The organism is uncultured Microbacterium sp., from assembly GCF_963528945.1.
Classification (GTDB): Bacteria; Actinomycetota; Actinomycetes; order Actinomycetales; family Microbacteriaceae; genus Microbacterium.
In genome coordinates this window covers 205,207-223,323 of record NZ_CAURWX010000004.1, presented here as the reverse complement: position 1 = coordinate 223,323, position 18,117 = coordinate 205,207, and the positions used below count along the sequence as shown (strand labels likewise).

19 protein-coding genes and 1 tRNA gene are annotated in these 18,117 nt (G+C 71.0%); 7 read left to right on the top strand and 13 right to left on the bottom strand.

Going from position 1 to position 18,117, the window contains the following annotated elements; all coding sequences use genetic code 11:
* Window positions 1-21 precede the first annotated feature (21 nt).
* The 3 genes from RWS82_RS13660 to RWS82_RS13650 all read right to left on the bottom strand — a co-directional run bounded on the left by RWS82_RS13660 (window position 22) and on the right by RWS82_RS13650 (window position 1,989).
* Complete coding sequence (locus tag RWS82_RS13660) at window positions 22-381, bottom strand: Lsr2 family protein (protein WP_314651102.1); 360 nt, start codon at window positions 379-381, stop codon at window positions 22-24.
* Between the two features lie 106 nt (window positions 382-487).
* Window positions 488-1,345 carry a LuxR C-terminal-related transcriptional regulator gene (locus RWS82_RS13655; protein ID WP_314651098.1) on the bottom strand — a complete coding sequence of 286 codons (858 nt, stop codon included), beginning with the start codon at window positions 1,343-1,345 and terminating at the stop codon, window positions 488-490.
* Window positions 1,346-1,437: 92 nt separating this feature from the next.
* Complete coding sequence (locus tag RWS82_RS13650) at window positions 1,438-1,989, bottom strand: methylated-DNA--[protein]-cysteine S-methyltransferase (RefSeq protein ID WP_314651096.1); 552 nt, start codon at window positions 1,987-1,989, stop codon at window positions 1,438-1,440.
* Between the two features lie 177 nt (window positions 1,990-2,166).
* Here RWS82_RS13650 and RWS82_RS13645 point away from each other — a divergent pair, with 177 nt between their 5' ends.
* On the top strand, window positions 2,167-5,877 hold the full coding sequence (locus RWS82_RS13645) for an AAA family ATPase (RefSeq protein WP_400190097.1): 3,711 nt from the start codon (window positions 2,167-2,169) through the stop codon (window positions 5,875-5,877).
* Window positions 5,878-6,158: 281 nt separating this feature from the next.
* Here RWS82_RS13645 and mscL read toward each other — a convergent pair whose 3' ends face one another.
* From mscL to RWS82_RS13630, 3 genes are read right to left on the bottom strand one after another with little or no spacing between them, the layout of a single operon-like run.
* Complete coding sequence (gene mscL / locus RWS82_RS13640) at window positions 6,159-6,593, bottom strand: large conductance mechanosensitive channel protein MscL (RefSeq protein ID WP_314651093.1); 435 nt, start codon at window positions 6,591-6,593, stop codon at window positions 6,159-6,161.
* Between the two features lie 26 nt (window positions 6,594-6,619).
* The gene (locus tag RWS82_RS13635) at window positions 6,620-6,892 is read right to left on the bottom strand and encodes an FmdB family zinc ribbon protein (protein ID WP_314651090.1); all 273 of its coding nucleotides are present in this window, start codon (window positions 6,890-6,892) and stop codon (window positions 6,620-6,622) included.
* 15 nt (window positions 6,893-6,907) lie between these two features.
* Window positions 6,908-7,504, bottom strand: coding sequence for a 5-formyltetrahydrofolate cyclo-ligase (locus tag RWS82_RS13630; protein WP_314651087.1), 597 nt, complete (start codon window positions 7,502-7,504; stop codon window positions 6,908-6,910).
* 41 nt (window positions 7,505-7,545) lie between these two features.
* Here RWS82_RS13630 and galU point away from each other — a divergent pair, with 41 nt between their 5' ends.
* From galU to RWS82_RS13610, 4 genes are all read left to right on the top strand, one after another.
* The gene (gene galU / locus RWS82_RS13625; protein ID WP_314651084.1) at window positions 7,546-8,433 is read left to right on the top strand and encodes a UTP--glucose-1-phosphate uridylyltransferase GalU; all 888 of its coding nucleotides are present in this window, start codon (window positions 7,546-7,548) and stop codon (window positions 8,431-8,433) included.
* 47 nt (window positions 8,434-8,480) lie between these two features.
* Window positions 8,481-9,092 carry a GNAT family protein gene (locus tag RWS82_RS13620; protein WP_314651081.1) on the top strand — a complete coding sequence of 204 codons (612 nt, stop codon included), beginning with the start codon at window positions 8,481-8,483 and terminating at the stop codon, window positions 9,090-9,092.
* Window positions 9,093-9,177: 85 nt separating this feature from the next.
* The gene (locus RWS82_RS13615; RefSeq protein WP_314651078.1) at window positions 9,178-10,059 is read left to right on the top strand and encodes a hypothetical protein; all 882 of its coding nucleotides are present in this window, start codon (window positions 9,178-9,180) and stop codon (window positions 10,057-10,059) included.
* A 51-nt stretch (window positions 10,060-10,110) separates the two neighbouring features.
* Window positions 10,111-10,186, top strand: a tRNA-Ala gene (locus tag RWS82_RS13610).
* Window positions 10,187-10,332: 146 nt separating this feature from the next.
* Here the strand turns inward: RWS82_RS13610 and RWS82_RS13605 are convergent.
* Both RWS82_RS13605 and RWS82_RS13600 read right to left on the bottom strand, forming a co-directional pair.
* Window positions 10,333-11,247: an arginase family protein gene (locus tag RWS82_RS13605; RefSeq protein WP_314651075.1), complete on the bottom strand. Its 915-nt coding sequence runs from the start codon at window positions 11,245-11,247 to the stop codon at window positions 10,333-10,335.
* A 1-nt stretch (window position 11,248) separates the two neighbouring features.
* A complete protein-coding gene (locus RWS82_RS13600; protein WP_314651072.1) occupies window positions 11,249-12,526 on the bottom strand; it encodes a DUF445 domain-containing protein in 1,278 nt (425 codons plus the stop codon).
* 51 nt (window positions 12,527-12,577) lie between these two features.
* On the opposite strand from RWS82_RS13600, the gene RWS82_RS13595 reads away from it, so the two are divergent.
* The gene (locus RWS82_RS13595; protein ID WP_314651070.1) at window positions 12,578-12,853 is read left to right on the top strand and encodes a metal-sensitive transcriptional regulator; all 276 of its coding nucleotides are present in this window, start codon (window positions 12,578-12,580) and stop codon (window positions 12,851-12,853) included.
* A gap of 28 nt (window positions 12,854-12,881) precedes the next feature.
* Here the strand turns inward: RWS82_RS13595 and RWS82_RS13590 are convergent, their stop codons facing one another.
* Genes RWS82_RS13590 through RWS82_RS13570 form a run of 5 tightly spaced genes read right to left on the bottom strand, consistent with a single transcriptional unit; the run spans window position 12,882 to window position 17,466 of the window.
* Entirely contained in the window at window positions 12,882-13,346 is a 465-nt protein-coding gene (locus RWS82_RS13590; RefSeq protein WP_314651067.1) for an Lrp/AsnC family transcriptional regulator, read from the bottom strand.
* Between the two features lie 41 nt (window positions 13,347-13,387).
* Entirely contained in the window at window positions 13,388-14,548 is a 1,161-nt protein-coding gene (locus tag RWS82_RS13585) for an acyl-CoA dehydrogenase family protein (protein ID WP_314651065.1), read from the bottom strand.
* Window positions 14,545-15,303 carry an alpha/beta hydrolase gene (locus tag RWS82_RS13580; RefSeq protein ID WP_314651062.1) on the bottom strand — a complete coding sequence of 253 codons (759 nt, stop codon included), beginning with the start codon at window positions 15,301-15,303 and terminating at the stop codon, window positions 14,545-14,547. Before RWS82_RS13580 ends, RWS82_RS13585 begins: the two co-directional genes overlap by 4 nt.
* A gap of 43 nt (window positions 15,304-15,346) precedes the next feature.
* A complete protein-coding gene (locus RWS82_RS13575; protein ID WP_314651061.1) occupies window positions 15,347-16,261 on the bottom strand; it encodes a sugar kinase in 915 nt (304 codons plus the stop codon).
* On the bottom strand, window positions 16,258-17,466 hold the full coding sequence (locus RWS82_RS13570; protein WP_314651058.1) for an MFS transporter: 1,209 nt from the start codon (window positions 17,464-17,466) through the stop codon (window positions 16,258-16,260). Before RWS82_RS13570 ends, RWS82_RS13575 begins: the two co-directional genes overlap by 4 nt.
* A 391-nt stretch (window positions 17,467-17,857) precedes the next feature.
* Here RWS82_RS13570 and nrdH point away from each other — a divergent pair, with 391 nt between their 5' ends.
* Window positions 17,858-18,091: a glutaredoxin-like protein NrdH gene (gene nrdH, locus RWS82_RS13565; protein ID WP_017202656.1), complete on the top strand. Its 234-nt coding sequence runs from the start codon at window positions 17,858-17,860 to the stop codon at window positions 18,089-18,091.
* The last annotated feature ends 26 nt before the right edge of the window (window positions 18,092-18,117 follow it).

Below are 18,117 nucleotides of genomic sequence, written 5' to 3'. Positions count from 1 at the left end.
AACGCGCAATTCCGCGTGTGGTCAGTGTGCTTTGTTATACGCCTCGATGACCGGCGCGGGGATTCTTCCGCGCTCCGAGAGTGAATAGCCGTTGTCGTTGGCCCAGGCGCGGATCGCCGCCACCTCGGGGTTCCGCGCCGGGCGCTTCCGCGACGACGATGAGGAGGAGGAGGAGGATCGCGGCGCTCCGCCCGACCCCGCGCGGCGTCCCGCGGAGATGTAGGGTTCGAGCGCCTCGCGCAGCTCCCTCGCGTGCTCCTCGTTCAGGTCGACCTCCCAGGCCTGCCCGTTGAGGGAGAAATGGACCGTCTCCCCTTCGCCGACCTCGAGGACGCTGCCGTCGATATCGTCGACCAGCTGATGCACAATTCTTCTCGCCATGAGGAGGACAGTACCGCGCATAGGGAAATGCGGCAAGAATTGCCGCGAATTGCGGTTCGATATGAGCGTCGACTCAAATGTGATTCGAACGGGAATTGGTGCGCGATCAGGGCAGGAGGCCCGCGCGCCGGGCGCGCACGACGGCGGCATGACGGGTCGACGCGTCGAGCTTCGCCATCGCGGTGCCGATGTACGCCTTGACGGTGCTCTCGCGCAGACCCAGCTCGGCGGCGATCTCACCGTTGGTGGCGCCGAGCGCCGCACAGGCCAGAACGTCGGTCTCGCGCGGCGACAGGCGCACGACCGGCACCGTCCCAGTGTGCGCGGGCGCGCGATCGTCTCCGGCGAGGTCGAGCAGCCTCCGCTCGACCGCCGCCAGGCGAGCCCGCAGTCCCTCGTCGTCGACCGATGCGCTGATGCCGCGAAGCTCGGCGAAGGTCTCGCGCAGCTGCTCCTGATGCGGCGCCGTGGGGGAGGCGAGCGCCCCCGCCGCGCGCAGCCGACGCTCGACCTCGTCACGGATACGCAGCTCGTCGGCGAGGGCCTGGGCGACCTGCATGGCGGGAGCGGTCGTGATCCCGGCGACGGGCTCCGTGTTCCAGGCCCCCGCGTAGAGGACGCCCCGCGAGCGCCCCTCGACGACGATCGGGAGGGCGAGAAGTGTACGCAGGCCTTCGCCGAGCACGAAGACGTCGTAGTCGTGGGTGATCTGCTGCGACGAGCCGTAGTCGCTGGTCATGCGCGGGCGGAGTTCCATCATGGCCCGCCCGCCGAGACCGCGTTCGGGGCGGACGCGCAGGCCGTCGAGGCTCCGGGTGCGATTGCCGACGATGGTCGTCACGTGCACGACCCCGTCGTCGAGCAGCCCTCCGAACGCCACGGGGAACCGTGTGCGGCGCGCCAGCTCGCGCACCGCGCGGGCGACGAGTTCGGCGTCCGAGTCGGGCGCGGGGGGTGTGCTCATGCCGTGGTCCTCCGAGGCCGTGCCGTAGGCGGGGGAGCGGGCGGCGGCCGTGTCGACGCGAGAGTACCACCGGCCGCTCGGGTCCCGACGGCCTACTCGTCGGGACCCGAGAGGGGGGAGACCGGGGCGGCCGCTCGTCGCTCGAGGTCGACGAGGAACCTCTTGCGCTCGGGGTGGGCGCCGTAGGGGCCGATCGTGCCGTCGGAGCGGACCACACGATGCACCGGCACGATGATCGAGAACGGGGTCATTCGACAGGCGGTGCCCACCGCACGGGCCGCACCGGGGTGACCGGCGAGCACTGCGACCTCGCCGTAGCTCATCGTCTCGGCCCAGCCGATCTCGCAGACCGTCTCGAGCGCGCGGCGGTGGAAGCCGTCGATGAGGCGCCAGTCGAGGGCGATGTGCGCATCGAACCGCACGGGCTCGCCGTCGAAATAGCGCGAGAGCAGAGCGGAGAGGTCGTCGGCGGCACCGGGGTCGGGTTCGGGCACGGCGCCCAGGCTGCGGGCCACGCCCTCGAGCAGCCACGGGACCGTCGGGTCGTCGGCCTCGGAGAGGTCGAAACGCACGATGCCCCGGTCGGAGAACACGGCCAGCGCATCGCCGAACGGGGTCGGGGCGAAGTCGTAGCGGAAGGTCATGCCTCCATCCTGTCGGTGGGGTCGCCGCGCGGTGCCCTGCCGGGTCGTGCTCCTCCGAGAATCGGAAGAAGAGCCGCGGCGAGGTGGCGGTGCAGGACGAGTGCGAGAGGGCGCGGAATTCGCCCGAAACCCGCCCGGGATACCGGTCGGCGCGCCGGTCGCGCCTAGGGTGGCAGTGTGTGGCGACGAGAAGACAAGTCTGCGGGTGACGCGGCAGCGGCGGCCGCTGTGACGCTCGGCGACCTGCAGCCGTCGAGCACCGGCGTGACGGTGCCGCATGCCGCGGACGCCGAACGCGCGCGCCTCCGCGCCGAGGCGGCGGAGCTGGGCGGGCCCTCGCCTCTCACGGGTTTCCGCGACGCCCCCGAATCGGGCATCGACATCTCCAAGGCGCATCCGGGCAGCCTGCCGCAGTTCATCACCGGTCGGTCCACGCTCCTCTCCAACCTCTTCCGCGACGAGGTCGGTCTGCGCACCGCGCGCCTCGCGGCCGAACGCATCACCGCCAAGAACACCGAGCTGCGCACCGTCCGCGGCATCGAGGCCGTGCACCTCGCCGTCGGCGTCGCGCGCTGGCGCATCGGCGGAGCATCCTTCGCGGCGCCCGTCCTGCTCCGACCGCTGGCCATCCGACGGCACCACTCCGATTTCGAGCTGAAGCTGCAGGGAGCGTTCACCGTCAACCCAGAGCTCGTGCGCATCGCCCGCGAGCACTTCGGCATCACGATCGACGGGCCTGCGCTCGCCGCTCTCGCCTACGACGGCGGCATCTTCAAGCCGCAGCCGGTGATCGACAGCCTGCGCGCGATCACCCGCACGATCGACACCTTCTCGGTCGAACCGCGACTCGTGGTCTCGACGTTCGCCGACGTGGGCGGCGCGATGGCGCGCGACGGGCACCACCTCGACCACCGCATGCTCAACGCCCTCGCCGGTCATGTCGGCGACCGCGAGCAGGTCATGGCGCCCCGCGCCGTGCCGCATCACACGGGTCCCGATGACCGTGCGCCCGCCTCCGACACGCTCCTGCTCGATGCGGACGCCGAGCAGGAGGCGGTTCTGTCGCGCATCACCGCCGGTCACTCGCTGACCGTCGCGACGCTCCCCGGGACCGGCGGAACGCAGACCGTGATCAATGCCGTGGGCGAACTCGTCCGCGCCGGCAAGCGTGTGCTCGTCGTGTCGGCCCGTCGGTCGACCCTCGACGGGGTGCGTCATCGCCTCGCCGGCATCGGACTCGACAGTCTCGCCATCTCACCGGCCTCGGTGCGTCGCGACCTCGTGCGGGCCATCGTCCGCAACGAGAAGGCCACGGCGCCGAAGGCGGGAGAGGTCGACGACGCGCTGGTACGACTGCGCACGGTGCTGCGCGACTACCGCGAGGCCCTGACCGCGCCGATCCACGGCACGCGATCGTCGGTGCTCGACGCGACGCGCGAGCTCACGCGGCTCGCGTCGTTGCCCGTGCCTCCGTCGACCACGGCCAGACTCGGTGCGGATGCGCTGCGCCGCCTCGCCGACGACCGCAAGGATGCCGCCGCCGCGCTCGCGCAGGCCGCGCGCCTGGGGGAGTTCCGCTTCGGTCCGGACGACTCGCCGTGGTACGGAGTGAGCTTCACCTCGACCGAGGATGCCCGTGCCGCCCACACCCTCGCCGGCCGCCTGCACGGCGACAGCGTGCCCGCTCTGCTGGAGCGCGGCTACGAGCTGATCGCCCAGACGCGGATGCGCCCGTTCTCGACCATCCAGGAGTTGGGGGAGTACCTCCGTCTCCTCGAGGGCATCCGCGACTCGCTCGACCGCTTCAGCCCGACGGTCTTCGAGCGTCCGCTCGGCGACCTGATCCAGGCGCACGGCTCGCGCCGCGACGCCCCCGGCATGTCGTCGGCCAATCGTCGTCGCCTGCGCCGCCTGGCCAAGGAGTACGTGCGCCCGGGGGTGCACGTCACCGAGATGCACGAAGCGCTGCTGCGCATCCAGACTCAGCGCACGCAATGGCAGCGCTGCGTCGACGCGGGTGTCGCCCCCGAGATCCCGCTCGGCCTCGGCGAAGTCGCTGCGGCGTGGCAGCGCGTCGACGCGCAGCTCGCCGAACTCGACGTCGCGCTCGGCCGGCGCGAACCCCTCGTCACCCTTCCGGTCGCCCGTCTCGTGCGTACTCTCGCGGGCCTGGCAGCCGAGTCCGACGTGTTCGAGAATCTCGTGGAGCGCGCTCAGCTGCGCGACGAGCTCGCCCTGCTGGGCCTCGAGCCACTGCTCACCGACCTCTCGGTGCGGCATGTGTCGGAGTCGCGGGTCGGCGACGAGCTGGAGTTCGCGTGGTGGCAGTCGCTGCTCGAGCGCGCGTTGCAGGAGAACCGGGCCCTGCTCGGGGCGAACACCGCCGTGGTCGACCGTCTCGAGCGCGATTTCCGCCTGGTCGACGAGGCTCATGCCGCCATGGCGGGGCCGCTCCTCGCCTGGCAGCTCGCCAACCAGTGGCGCATCGCCATCGTCGACGAGCCCGAGGAGTCGGCTCACCTGCGGCGTGCGCTGAAGCAGGCGTCGACCACCACGGCGGAGCTGGTGAGCGCGGCGCCCACGCTCATCGAGACGCTGGCCCCGGTGTGGATCTCGTCGCCCTACCTGGTTCCCGAGATCCCCGATTCCGTCGAGTTCGACACGGTGCTGCTCGTGGATGCCGCGGCGATCAACCTCGCCGAGGCCGTGCCGGCCATCCGTCGTGCCCGCCAGGTGGTCGCGTTCGGCGACCCGGTGACCCAGCGTCCGAGCGCGTTCGAGACGGCCGTCGCCGCCGACGACCCGTGGGAGGCGGAGGTGCCGTTCGACGAGGTCTCGGTCTTCGAGCGCCTGTCCGAGCTGCTGCCCGTGATGACGCTGACCCGCAGCTACCGCGCGGGGGGCGAGGACCTCGCCGAGCTCATCAACGACGCCTTCTACGGCGGCGAGATCGTGTCGCTGCCGTGGGCCGGCTCGTACCTCGGTCGCGGCAGCCTGACGGTCGACTACGTCGAGGGTGGCACGGGTACCCCCGACCCCATCTCGGGTGCCGTCGAGAGCCCCGAAGCCGAGGTGGCGCGCGTCGTCACCCTGGTCGTGGAGCATGCCGTGCACCGGCCGAACGAGTCGCTCATGGTGGTCACCGCGAGCCGGCGGCACGCCGAACGCGTGCGGGCCGCGGTCACCGCCGCCTTCGCCGGGCGCTCCGACGTCGCGGACTTCGTGGCGCGCGACACCGCCGAGCCCTTCGCCGTGCTGACCCTCGAGGAATCGGTCGCCGAGAGCCGCGACCGCGTGATCTTCTCGCTGGGCTTCGGCGTCACCCGGCACGGCCGCGTGCTGAGCGACTTCGGCGACCTCTCGACCCCCGACGGCGAACGCCTGCTCACGGTCGGTATGACGCGCGCCCGCCGCTCGATGGTCATCGTGTCGTCGATCCGTCCCTCGTCGTTCGACGACGGCCGCCTCGAGCACGGCGCCGCGACTCTGATGTCGATCCTCGGCGGTCTGGCCGGACGCGCGCGCGACGCACGTCTGGAGGATCTCGCCGACCCCCTCACTCTCGCCCTGGCCCGTGAGCTGCGTCGTCGCGGAGCATCCGTCGACGTCGACTACCGGGGCCTGCTGCCGCTGGTCGCCCAGCACAACGGCAAGGCCGTGGTCATCGAGTCCGACCCTGAATCTCGCGGGGAGTCGCTGCGCGAGACGCTGCGGCTGCGCCCCCATGTGCTGCGGCGTCTGGGGTGGCACTACGTGCGCGTGCACGCGTTCGACCTGTACAGCGACCCGGCGACGGTAGCCACGCGCATCGCCGAGGTGCTCGGCATCTCGCCCTCCGCCGCGCGGGCCGAGAACGACACCGAGCCCCTCGACCTCGACGGCGCGTGAACGGCGACGGCGACAGCGCCCGCGACGGCGACGGCCCCCGCGGGGGCGAGCATCCGCCCGTCGAACGGCAGCACGTCGAACGCGTGCAGGGATCGCGCCGCGCGCGACTCACGCCGGTCGATGGTACCGATCCCTCGCCGGAGACCGGCGGCGGGGCGCGCGATGAGACGCGGTCGGCGACCCCTCGCGGACCTAAAGGGCCGAACGACGACCGCCTGATGCAAGACGTCCCGCCCCACTACTAGAGCGGGACGGGACGGATGCTCTGCGCGAGCGCCGACTCAGGCGGGCGGGCGCGGCGCGCTGTTGCGCGCCAGCAGGTCGCGGATCTCGACCAGCAGCTCGGCTTCAGTCGCGGCGGCCGGCTCCTCCTGGGGCTCCTCGGCGGGGGTGCCCTTGCGGGCCTCGACCCGCGCCTTGAACGTGTTCATCGGCAGCACGAAGACGAAGTAGACGACGACGGCGACCGCGAGGAAGCTGATGACTGCCGAGATGAGGTCGCCGAGCGGGAACACGACCTCGTTGCCGTAGATGTTCGTCACCTTCGGCCCGAACTCGCCGGTCGCGCTGGCCTCGAAGAACAGGGCCACGAGCGGGTTGATGATGCTGGCGACCACGGCGTTGACGATCGCGGTGAACGCCGTGCCGATCACGACGCCGACCGCGAGGTCGAGCACGTTGCCGCGGAGGATGAAGTCCTTGAAACCCTTGAGCATGGCGAAACCTCCGAAGTGGGGGACGGTCAGGAAGCGGGAGTGCTCGACGTCGACGCCGGGGCGCTGCTGGTCGTCGATTCCTTCTTCGATGATGACGGAGCATCCGACCCGCCCGAGGATTTGGCGCGCGAGTCCGTGCGATAGAAGCCCGAGCCGTTGAAGGTCACACCGATCGACCCGTACTGCTTGCGCAGCGCGCCGCCGCACTCGGGGCAGGTCGTGAGCGCGTCGTCCGAGAAGCTCTGCACGGCGTCGAACTGGTGCCCGCACGACGTGCAGGCATAGGCGTAGGTGGGCATGGTGATCCTGGGGGTTCAGTGTCGCGTGCGCGACAGGGTGAGGGTCTGCGTCGGGGTGACGACGCCGTTCACCGGTTGGTCGTGCACCTCCCGGGGCAGGGAGTCGAGTATCTCGGAATCATAGATGACCGCGTAGACGGGCGGGCATTTCTCCATCGACCCGATGGTCTTGTCGAAGTATCCGCGTCCCCAGCCCATGCGCATGCCCTGGCGGTCGACCGCGGCCGCGGGGACGATCATGAGGTCGACGTCGTTGACGGCGATCGGCCCCAGCACCTCACCGGTCGGTTCGGGGAGTCCGTACAGCCCCTCGGTCACCTCGCCGTCGTCGGTCGCGACCGCCCAGTCGAGCAGGCCGTCGGCCCGGGTCACGGGCAGCAGCACGCGGATGCCCCGGCGCACCGCACGCGTGACGAACTCGCGCGTGCCCGGCTCGGCCGTGGTGGAGAGGAAGCAGGAGATCGACCGGGCGCCGAGCTCGTCGATCAACGCGTCGAGGCGTTCGCCGATCGCGGTCGCCGCGCTGGCGCGCTGCGCGTCGGAGAGAAGTCCGCGCCGCTCGCGGAGTTCGGCGCGCAGTGCGCGCTTCTCGTGCTCGATGTCGTTCGACATGGCTCCGAGTCTACGGGGGTGCCCACCGCTAGGCTGAGGGAATGGGTAGTCAGAAGATGAAGGCCGTCATCCCCGCCGCAGGTCTCGGCACGCGGTTCCTCCCGGCAACGAAGGCGATGCCGAAGGAGATGCTCCCCGTCGTCGACAAGCCGGCGATCCAGTACGTGGTCGAAGAGGCCGCCAACGCCGGCATCGACGACATCCTCGTCATCATCGGTCGCAACAAGAACGCCATCTCCAACCACTTCGACTCGGTCCCCGAGCTCGAGGTGAAGCTCATGGAGAAGGGCGACACGGGCCGGCTCGAGCGGGTCATGCGCTCGAGTGACCTCGCCGACATCCACTTCGTCCGCCAGGGCGAGCCGAAGGGCCTCGGGCACGCGGTGCTGCGCGCCCACACCCACGTCGGCGACAGCTCCTTCGCGGTGCTGCTCGGCGACGACCTCATGGACGAGCGCGACCCGCTGCTCACCGAGATGATCGCCGAGCACGAGCGCACCGGCGCCGCCGTGATCGCTCTGATGGAGGTCGACCCCGACAGCATCCACATGTACGGTGCCGCCGCGGTCGAGGAGCTCGAGGGATCGGACGCTGTGCGCGTCACCGGTCTGGTCGAGAAGCCGGCCAAGGAGGACGCCCCGTCGAACCTCGCCATCATCGGCCGCTACGTGCTGCCGGCGTCGATCTTCGAGATCCTCGAGCGCACCGAGCCCGGCAAGGGCGGCGAGATCCAGCTCACCGACGCGCTGCAGGAGATGGCGGCGGATGCCGACGGCCCCGGAGTCTCGGGCGTGGTGTTCCGCGGCCGTCGTTACGACACGGGTGACCGCGTCGACTACATCAAGGCCATCGTGCAGCTGGCGTCGGACCGCGACGACCTCGGCCCCGAGCTGCGCCCGTGGCTCAAGGAGTTCGCCGAGCGCCTCTGAGGGGCCGGCGGAGGTCGGGGCGCACAATGGATCTGACAGGGGTGGGCATGCGTCACGACAAGGTGTCGCTGCGCCTGATCCGCTCGCGAGACGCGCGACCGCTGCAGACCGAGCTGCTCGAGAACCGATCGTGGCTGCAACGGTGGGAGGCCACCGTGCCGAACGGGGCGGTGTCGTTCGACATGCGGGTGAGCATCCGTCGACTGCTCCAGCAGTACCGCGACGGCGGGGGCTACCCGTTCGTGATGGAGTACGACGGCGAGGTCGCCGGCCAGCTCAATGTCTGGGGAGTCTCGCGAGGATCCCTGTGCTCGGCGACGATCGGGTACTGGGTGAGCGAGCGCTTCGCCGGACGCGGCATCACGCCGACCGCCGTGGCCTTGGCCACCGACGCGTCGTTCGTCGAGTTCGGTCTTCATCGCATGGAGATCTGCATCCGCCCCGAGAACGCGGCCAGTCTGCGCGTCGTGCAGAAGCTCGGGTTCCGGTACGAGGGGCTGCGTCGCCGGTACATCCACATCGACGGGGACTGGCGCGACCACTATGCCTTCGCGCTCACCCGTGAGGACGTGCCGCAGGGAGTGCTCGCGCGGTGGCTGAGCGGTCAGGTGCCGCCCGGCGCCGCCGACGTGCCGCCAGCCGACCGACTCACGCTCTGACCGGGGCATCCGCCGGGCGCGATCGCCCGCGACACGCGCCCCCGGCTCTGGGCGCGGCGGCTCCTGTTCCCTTACCGTTGACCCTATGGACGGGCCGGTGCTGAGCGGGGGAGTGATCGTGCTCGTCGCTGTCCTCCTGTGGATGCTGTACCTGCTGCCCTCGTGGCGTGGACGCTTCCAGTACAACGCCGCCGAGCGCAACGCCGTGCGGCTCAATCAGGCCCTGCGCATCCTCGCCGAGACGAGTGAGACGCCTGACGAGGTGCGCGTCGAGCTCACGGCGCGAACGGCCCTCGCGCAGCAGAAGCTCGCGAAGCGCGTGCAGTCGGAACGTGAGGCGGCGGAACTCGAGCGCCTGCGGGAAGAACTCGCCGCGACGCGCGCCGATCCGGTGATCGCCCGGGCTCGTGCCCGCCGTCGCGTGCGCGCGACCGCGACGGTCACCGTGCTCGTCGGTGTGGTCGTCGCGGGCTTCGGCGTCTGGCAGCTGCTGGCCGCCGGCTCGGCCGTACTGCTGGGGGTGGGCGGTGCGCTCGTGCTCGTCGGCGGCATCGCGTTGCAGCGCATGGCCGCCGTCGCCGCTCGTACCGCCCGTGCCGCCGCCCGCGCCGCCGCACCCGTCGTCGAGCGTCGGGCTGCCCCCGAGATCCACGACCAGGGGCCCGCCGCCCCGACCACCTGGACGCCGCGGCCGCTTCCGGCGCCCCTGGTGTCGACGGCCGGCTCCCGCGCGCAGGCCGCGCGTGCCGAGATCGACGCGCAGGAGGCTCGCCGCAAGGCCGCACGCCTGGCCGAGCTGCGCAAGCGCGCCGAGGAGATCGCGGCGGCGGACGCTCCGGTGCCGCTGCCGACGCCGCGCACGGCGCCCGCAGCGGAGGCATCGCCGTACGCACGCATGGGGCTCGTCGACGACGCCGAGATCGAAGCGCACGTGCGCGACCTGCTGGCGCGTCGGGCCGCCGGCTGACCCGCGCGTCCTGAGGCCGTCCCGCATCGTGATAATGTGGATCTCGGTTACGGGCCTATGGCGCAGTTGGTAGCGCGCCTCGTTCGCATCGAGGAGGTCAGGGGTTCGAATCCCCTTAGGTCCACCACCACAGAAGGCCCCGGTTCTCCCGGGGCCTTCTGCTTTCCTCGGGAGACGCCCTCCCCAGCGAAACACCATTCCCCTCGTGAGACACCACACCTCTCGCGGAGTCTCACGACGAGAGTGGTGTCTCACAGCCGGCGCCTGCTGCCGTCAGCGGGCGGCGAGTCCGGCGAGCAGTTCCAACACGCACAGCGCGGCGAGCCGCACGGTACGACCGTCCGCAGCATCCGCGCTCGCATCGACCTCGGCGAGGTCGGCGCTGACGACGCGGGGGTCGGCCGCGACGCCGCGGGTGAGGGCGCGCACCTCCCACGCCTGCAGGCCGCCGGGCACGCTCGCCGGGCACCCCGGCGCGACCGAACGATCGCAGACGTCCACGTCGATGTCGAGGTGGATGCGGGCATCCGACCCCGCACCCGCGACCTCGAGGGCCTCGCTCACCACGTCGTCCACCCCGCGTCGGCGCAGCTCGTCGAGGGTGATCACTCGGATGCCCCAATCGGCCGCGCGGCGCGCGTACGCGACCGAGTTCGCGAAGTCGGCGATCCCGATCTGCACGATGCGGGTCGGGTCGATGCGCGCGGTGTCGAGGTTCGAGAGCACGGGGGCGTCTTCGACGAGCCGACGCACCGGAGTGCCGTTCGAGACCCCGTCGCGCAGATCGAAGTGCGCGTCGAACGTGATGAGACCGGTCGCCCGGGCGCCGAGGGCCACGGGGTAGGTCAGGGAGTTGTCGCCGCCGAGGGCGATCACGAACGCCGGGTCCAGATCGCGCACGCGCGCGATGACGGATGCCTCGCCCTCGTCGCCGTCCGGATCGTGCACGTCGCCCGCGTCGGCGATGCGCAGCACATCGTTCAGGTCGACGGCGGGCGGGCCCATCAGCGTCGTGCTGTAGCGCAGGAGGGCCTCGCGGATCGCGGCCGGGGTGGCGCCGGCCCCGGTGGGCGAGAGCGAGGTGCGCCACGTCGGCACCCCGAGCAAGACGGCGTCGGCGACGGCCTGCGGATCGACCGCGGGCCAAGATCCGGCGCGCGGCCAGAGCGGGTCGTGCGAGAGGGCCATGTCAGACTCCAGGGATCAGGGCGTGCGCGATCGTGAAGATGGCGAGGCCGGCCAGGGCGCCGACCACGGTGCCGTTCAAACGGATGTACTGCAGGTCGCGCCCCACCATGAGCTCGATCTTCTCGGTGGTCTCGGCCGGGTCCCAGCGCTCGACCGTGTCGGTGATGATCGAGGCGATGTCATGGCGGTAGCGGTCGACCAGGAAGACCGCCGCATCCGACACCCACGTGTCGACGCGGCGCTGCAGGGCCTCGTCGGTGGTGAGACGCTCGCCGACCTCCTGCAGGGCCCGCGCGGCGCGGCGGCGCAGGCCGCTCTGCGGATCGGCCAGGGCAGCCAGCAGGCCGTTCTTGGCCGTGTTCCAGGCTTCGGCGGCGAGGGCACCCACACGCGGGCTGTCGAACAGCGAGGCCTTCGCTGACTCGAGCTTCTCGCGGGTTGCGGGGTCGTGCTGCAGGTTGTCGGCCAGGCGTTCGAGGTAGCCGTCGATCGCGACCCGGGCCGGATGCGCGGGGTCGGCCTGCACCGCACGCACGAACTTCACGGCCTCGCTGTACACCGTGTCGTCGACGAATCGATGCGCGAGCCGGGGGAGCCACGACGGCAGACGTCGAGAGATGAGGCCGCGGAACGACTCCTCGTTCGCATCGAGCCAGTGTCCGATGGTTTCGACGGCGAGATCGACGGCGCCGCGGTGCGCGTCGGCTTCGACGATCTTTCCGAGCCAGGCGCCGGCGGGCGGACCCCACTCGGGAGTGAGCAGATGTTCGCGCGCGAGATCGGAGATCAGGTCGCGCACGTCGTCGTCGCTCAGCGCGTTCAGCACGGCGGTGGCGATCGTCGCGCCCTCCGATGCGACACGTTCGGCGTGCGTTTCCTCGCGCAGCCATTCGCCCGCCCGACGGGCGATCGCCGTCGATGCGAGCTTCGTGCGCACGACGTCGGCGGCGAGGAAATTCGTCTCGATGAACTCGCCGAGGGTGCGGCCGATCTCGTCTTTGCGGTTCGGGATGATCGCCGTGTGCGGGATGGGAAGGCCGAGAGGTCGGCGGAACAGCGCCGTCACCGCGAACCAGTCCGCGAGCGCTCCCACCATGCCGCCCTCGGCCGCCGCGCGCACATAGCCCAGCCACCCCACCCGGCCCTGGAAGGCGAACGCGACCACGAAGACCACGGCCATGAAGACGAGGGCGCCCAGCGCCACGGCCTTCATGCGCCGGAGCGCGCGCAGTCGGACCTGATCGGCGGGCGAGAGCATCGCCATCGGAGTGCGCGGCATGAAGGCATCCTTTCACGGTCCTCGCCCGCCCAGGCGGAGTAGCCTCGATGGGTGATCGAAGACATCAAGAAGCGCGCTCTCCACCGCACGGCGATCCTCGAGGGACAGCTGCGCGGCGTGGCGCGGATGATCGAGAACGAGGACTACTGCATGGACATCATCACGCAGTCCCGCGCCATCCAACGATCGCTCGAATCGCTGAATCGACTGCTTCTCGAGAACCACCTGCGTACGCACGTGACCGACATGTTCGAGAACGGCGGAGACGAGCGGGAGCAGGCCGTGGGTGAGCTGCTGAAGGCGTTCGACTTCGACGCGAGGAGTTGATCGAGGCGGTGGCGCCCGGCACCGAGCGTCAGCGTGTTCCCCAGTTGTAGAGCTGCTTCTGCAGCTTGGCGTACACGAACGTCTCGGTCGACAGCACGCCGTCGATCGGTCGGATGCCGTCGTTGATGATCGCCATGAGCTCGTCGTCGTCTTCGCAGACGACCTCGGCGATCACATCAAAGCCCCCGAGGGTGACCACGACGTAGTCAATCGCGTCGATCGCGGCGACGGCTTCGGCCACGACCCTGGCGTCGCCCGAGACGCGGATGCCGATCATCGCCTGCCTCTGGAAGCCGAGCTGCATCGGGTCGGTCACCGCGACGATCTGCATCACTCCGGACTCGGTGAGCCGCTGCACGCGCTGCCGCACCGCGGCCTCGCTCAGGCCGACCACGCGTCCGAGGTCGGAGTACGATCGGCGGCCGTCTTCCTGCAGCAGTTCGATGATCGCCTTCGATGTCGCGTCGATCGCGGGGAGCTTCGTCGGGGGCATGAGCAGATCGTAGGATTCGGCGGCGGCCGCCGGCAACTCGGTCAGTCCTCGCGCGGACCGAGCCATCCGCTCGCCGCCGTCGCGTGCGCCGACTCGGGGTCGGACGGATGGAACGCCCCCGCCAGGACGTCGCGGTAGAGGCGGGAGAGCTCTCCTCCGGCCGAGTAGGCGCCTCCGCCGCCGACGAGCATCGCCTCGTCGACGACCCGCTTCGCCATGGTCACGGCGCGGTGCTTCAGCCCCGACAGCAGCGGGAACCAGCGCGGGCCGTGATCGACGCGTTCGTCGACATCACGGGCGAGGGCGGCGATCTGCGGGGGGAGGGCGTCGTACGTGATCGCCATGTCGGCGATGCGCCAGCGGATGTCGGGGTCCTGGCTGTACGCCGCACCCGTGCGCTTCGACCGGCGCGCGTGCGCGGTCTCGACGGCGAGCTCGAGCGCGCGATGCGCGATGCCGGTGTAGACCGAGGCGAGCAGGATCTCGAAGACGCTGAAGATGCCGAACACGATCGGGTCGGGCGTCGGTCCGGGCTCGATCCGGCGCACGACATGGGAGCGATCGGCGACGGCCCCCGAGAGGCGGGTGGTGCGGCTCTGGGTCGCCCGCATGCCGAGCGTGTCCCAGTCGTCGGCCGTGTCGACGGCGTCGGTGCGCTCGACGAAGGCGAAGACGAGCTTCGGGGCATCGGGGCTGGTGGTGTCGAGACCGTGGAGTCCCAACCGCGTCCACGCCGGTGCGAGCGAGGTGAAGATCTTGGTGCCGGTGAAGGCGTAGCCGCCGTCGGCCTGCGGAACGGCATCCGTGTCGCTGCCGAAGAGCACGAGATCGTTGCCGCGCTCGCTGATGCCGAAGGCGAACACCTCGCCGGCGACCGCGCTGTCCTGCACGAACTCGAGGCCCTCGACGCCGCGGTCGGAGAACACCTTGGCGACGCCCGTCCACACGAGGTGCATGTTGATGGCGAGGGCCGTGGCCGGAGCGGCCGTCGCGAGACGCTGTTGCAGCAGCGCCGCCTCGGTGAGGGAGAGTCCGGCGCCGCCGCGCTCTCGCGGCACGAGGATCGACAGGTAGCCGGCCTCGCGCAGGTCGGCGAGATCGTCATGCGGGAACGTGTTCTCGCGGTCGTGGATCGGGGCCCGCTCGCGGAGGCGGTCGAGCAGGGCGTCGGGGAGGTGGGCGGCAGGGTCGAACGTGCTCACGCGAGGGCCTCCAGGATCTGGCGGATGGACTCGTCGGGTCGGTCGCGGTGCAGGGAGTGCCCGGCGCCCGGTACGACCGACATCGAGATCGAGGGGTTGGCGGCGAGCACGGCGGCCGCGGTCTCGCCGGTGAAGATGCTGTAGACCTCGGGGTCGGCGCCGATCACGTAGGTGGGGATGCCGAGCCGTGCCGCGTCGCTCCGCACGTCCCAGGGCGTGTTCTGCACGCTCGTCTGCTCGACGGCCCACGCACTGGCGCGCCGCACCGCGTCGACCTTGAGTTCATGATCGTGGGGATGCCAGTGCGGATGCTCGGCCCGCACCGTCTCGATGCGGGGGTCGGCGAAGGCGCGCTCCTGGCTGCGGCGCACGAGTGCGGCGTCGTGCCCGTCGACGTGGATCGCCGGGTCGAGCAGGATGAGACGCCGCGTCCATGCGGGCGCCGAGGCGGCTGCGACCGTGCTCGCGGCACCGCCGAGGGAATGGCCGACGACGGCATCCCACGGGCCCCCGTCGTCGGGATGCGTGGCGGCGAGGTCGGCGCCGAACGCGGCGACCGAGTAGTCGAGCGCGCGCGGGGCGTCGCCGTGCCCGCGCAGGTCGACGGCCGTCGCGTGCCACCCCGCGTCGGCGAGGGCCACGCCCACACGCCACATCAACGCCGCCGACGACCCAAGCCCGTGCACGAGGAGGGCGCGGCGGGCGGAGGACGGATGCCCCCAGGCGATTCTGGGCAGCAGGAGCGGGGCGGGCATGCCCTCAGCCTAGGACGGTGCGCCGACACGGGCGCGGCCGTGCTCAGTCGAGCGGCGGCATGTCTCCGTGGGTCGTGAGCACGCGCGCGGCTGCGGCGTGCCCCGCCGAGAGGCGCGCGGCGAGGTCGGCGCCGTCGAGCGTGGCGGCGAGGAAGCCGGAGGCGAAGGCGTCACCGGCGCCCACAGGCTCGACGACGTCGACGCGCGGCGCCGGCACGAACACGGGCTCGTCGTCGCCCGAGAACGCCGTCGCTCCGACGTCTCCGTCCTTCACCACGAGAAGAGCGCACGACGGCAGGTACGCGCGCACGTCGGCGGCGGTGACCGTGCCCCACAGGCGCTCGGCCTCATCACGGCCCACGAACGCGATGTCCGCGGCATCCGCCAGGCGGGCCAGAGTCGCACGGGCGTCGTCGAGCGACCACAGCGCACGCCGGTCGTTCACGTCGAACGAGACGATCGCGCCCGCGGCCTGGGCGTCGTCGTAGAGACCGTCGACCATCGCCCGGCACGACTCCGAGAGCGCGGGGGTGATGCCCGTGGTGTGCACGATGCGCACGCCCTGCAGGCGTTCCGGCGGGAGGAACCCGGGGGCCATCCGCGAGGCGGCCGAACCGCGACGGTAGTAGTAGACGCGCGACGACTCGATGCCGGGGTCCTTGAACATGACGCCGGTGGGGGCATCCGCGTCGGTCTCGACCCACAGCTCCACTCCGCGTCGCCGCATCTCGGTGGTGATGCGCTGCGCGATCGGGTCGTCGCCGAGACGCGACGCCCAAACGGCGCGGTGGCCCGCCGCGACCATGCCCGCGGCGACGTTCGCCTCGGCGCCGGCCAGGCCGAGGGCCGCCGTCTCGGTCTCGGCGAGGGGGGCGCCGAGGGCGGTGACGAGTCCCATGGACTCGCCGACGCAGACGATCTCTGCGGAGGTGGGGGATGCGGACGAAGGGATGCTCATGAGGGGGTGACCGCCAAGGGCTCGGTGTCGGGATGGGGGCTCGCGTCACGATGACGCAGGTCGGGGAGGGCGCGGACGAAGACGATGGACACCACGAGGCCGGCGGCCGCGAACAGGGTGGCCGCGAGGTAGGCGCCGCGGGCATCCGTGAGGTCGACGAGGAAGCCCGCGACGGCGGACCCGGCGGCGGCGCCGATGAGCTGGCCGGTTCCCGCCCACCCGAACGCCTCGGCGGTCTCGCTGAACTTGACGCTGGCGGTAGTGACCGCGAAGAGCACCGCCAGGGCGGGCGCGATGCCGATGCCCGCGAGCACGAGGGTGCCGCCGAGCCAGAACACGTTCAGCGACACCATCGTCAGGGCGAGACCCACCGTGACGATCGCCAGCCGGCGCGCCATGGCCCAGGGGCCGATCGGAATGTGGCCGAACGAGAGGCCGCCGACAAGGCTGCCGACCGAGAACACGGCGAGTACGAGACCGGCGGCCAGGCTGCCGTGCTCGAACGTCGCGACCACACCGACCTCGACGGCCGAGCAGGCGCCGATGAGGAGGAAGCCGATCACGGTCGCCATGAGCACCGGCGGCTTGAGCACGACCTTGCCGAGCGCGTTGCGGCTGCGCGGGATGCGGACGCGACCGACCTCGGGGGAGAGGATGAACCACGAGCCGCCGCCGACGAGGAAGACGGCGACGAGGAGGAGGCCCTCCGTCGTGCCGATCTGCGTGCTGACGAGGGTGATGACCACCGGCGCGAGAATCCAGATGATCTCCTGCAGCGACGCGTCGAGGGAGAAGAGGGGAGTGAGCTGGCGGGCGTTGACGAGCTTGGGGTAGATCGTCCGCACGGCCGCCTGCACCGGCGGCGTCGACAGGCCGGCGATCATGCCGAGCACCATGTACCCCGGAAGGCTCAGCGGGAGCAGTGCGAGGCAGAGCACCGCCGCCACGCACACGATCGACGTGAGGGTCAGCACGCGTCGCATGCCCCACACGCCCATCCACCGGCTGGTGACCGGGCCCGCGACGGCCTGCCCGATGCTCGTCGCGGCGAGCACGAGGCCCGCCGCCCCGTAGGAGCCGGTCTGCTGCTCGACGTGCAGGAGGATCGCGAGCGATGCCATCCCGTTGGGGAAGCGCGCCGTCAGCTGCGCCGCGATCATGCGCGCCACGCCGGGCGTGCGAAGAAGGTCCCGATATCCCGCCACGAGACAACGGTACCGGGCGTCACCGACGCCGCCGCACGCGATGTCGTGGAGCGTGGGTGGGGCGTCCGCCTCGACACGCCGACGACACGCCGACGAGCGTTGTCCACAGGAATCCGGATGTCGGAGGCCCCGCGTACGGTCCCTCCTGTGGATGGATCTCTCCCCGGGTGATCCGACCCGCGGATTCCCGCGGTTCGAAACACCCTCCGCAGGGGCCGCGCCTGTGGAAGAAACGGTGGACAACCTGTGTTGTACATGGGGAGAGCGGTGGAAAAACTACACGAATGTAACTACTACCCCTTGTGGTCACACCGAGTGTCCGTCCCTATATGTAGTATTGAACTCCCGGCGGACCACAGCCGGCCACGAACAGATTCTGAGGGGATCCGAGATGTCGATCACGGTCTACACCAAGCCTTCCTGCGTCCAGTGCAACGCGACGTATCGCGCCCTGGATGCCAAGGGCATCGAGTACGAGATCCACGACCTGTCGGAGGACCCGACGGCCCTGGAGCAGGTCAAGGCGCTCGGCTACATGCAGGCGCCGGTCGTCGTCACCGACGAGGACCACTGGTCGGGCTTCCGTCCCGACAAGATCGACGAGCTCGCGTCGCGCCTGGCCTGAGCCCGCGGCCGGAAGCGAGGTCGAGC

Bases quoted from the DNA above. Each gene is read 5' to 3' on its own strand.
- RWS82_RS13660 (WP_314651102.1), bottom strand. From the start codon at position 381: ATGGCGAGAAGAATTGTGCATCAGCTGGTCGACGATATCGACGGCAGC.
- RWS82_RS13655 (WP_314651098.1), bottom strand. From the start codon at position 1,345: ATGAGCACACCCCCCGCGCCCGACTCGGACGCCGAACTCGTCGCCCGC.
- RWS82_RS13650 (WP_314651096.1), bottom strand. From the start codon at position 1,989: ATGACCTTCCGCTACGACTTCGCCCCGACCCCGTTCGGCGATGCGCTG.
- mscL (WP_314651093.1), bottom strand. From the start codon at position 6,593: ATGCTCAAGGGTTTCAAGGACTTCATCCTCCGCGGCAACGTGCTCGAC.
- RWS82_RS13635 (WP_314651090.1), bottom strand. From the start codon at position 6,892: ATGCCCACCTACGCCTATGCCTGCACGTCGTGCGGGCACCAGTTCGAC.
- RWS82_RS13630 (WP_314651087.1), bottom strand. From the start codon at position 7,504: ATGTCGAACGACATCGAGCACGAGAAGCGCGCACTGCGCGCCGAACTC.
- galU (WP_314651084.1), top strand. From the start codon at position 7,546: ATGGGTAGTCAGAAGATGAAGGCCGTCATCCCCGCCGCAGGTCTCGGC.
- RWS82_RS13620 (WP_314651081.1), top strand. From the start codon at position 8,481: ATGCGTCACGACAAGGTGTCGCTGCGCCTGATCCGCTCGCGAGACGCG.
- RWS82_RS13615 (WP_314651078.1), top strand. From the start codon at position 9,178: ATGGACGGGCCGGTGCTGAGCGGGGGAGTGATCGTGCTCGTCGCTGTC.
- RWS82_RS13605 (WP_314651075.1), bottom strand. From the start codon at position 11,247: ATGGCCCTCTCGCACGACCCGCTCTGGCCGCGCGCCGGATCTTGGCCC.
- RWS82_RS13600 (WP_314651072.1), bottom strand. From the start codon at position 12,526: ATGCCGCGCACTCCGATGGCGATGCTCTCGCCCGCCGATCAGGTCCGA.
- RWS82_RS13590 (WP_314651067.1), bottom strand. From the start codon at position 13,346: ATGCCCCCGACGAAGCTCCCCGCGATCGACGCGACATCGAAGGCGATC.
- RWS82_RS13580 (WP_314651062.1), bottom strand. From the start codon at position 15,303: ATGCCCGCCCCGCTCCTGCTGCCCAGAATCGCCTGGGGGCATCCGTCC.
- RWS82_RS13575 (WP_314651061.1), bottom strand. From the start codon at position 16,261: ATGAGCATCCCTTCGTCCGCATCCCCCACCTCCGCAGAGATCGTCTGC.
- nrdH (WP_017202656.1), top strand. From the start codon at position 17,858: ATGTCGATCACGGTCTACACCAAGCCTTCCTGCGTCCAGTGCAACGCG.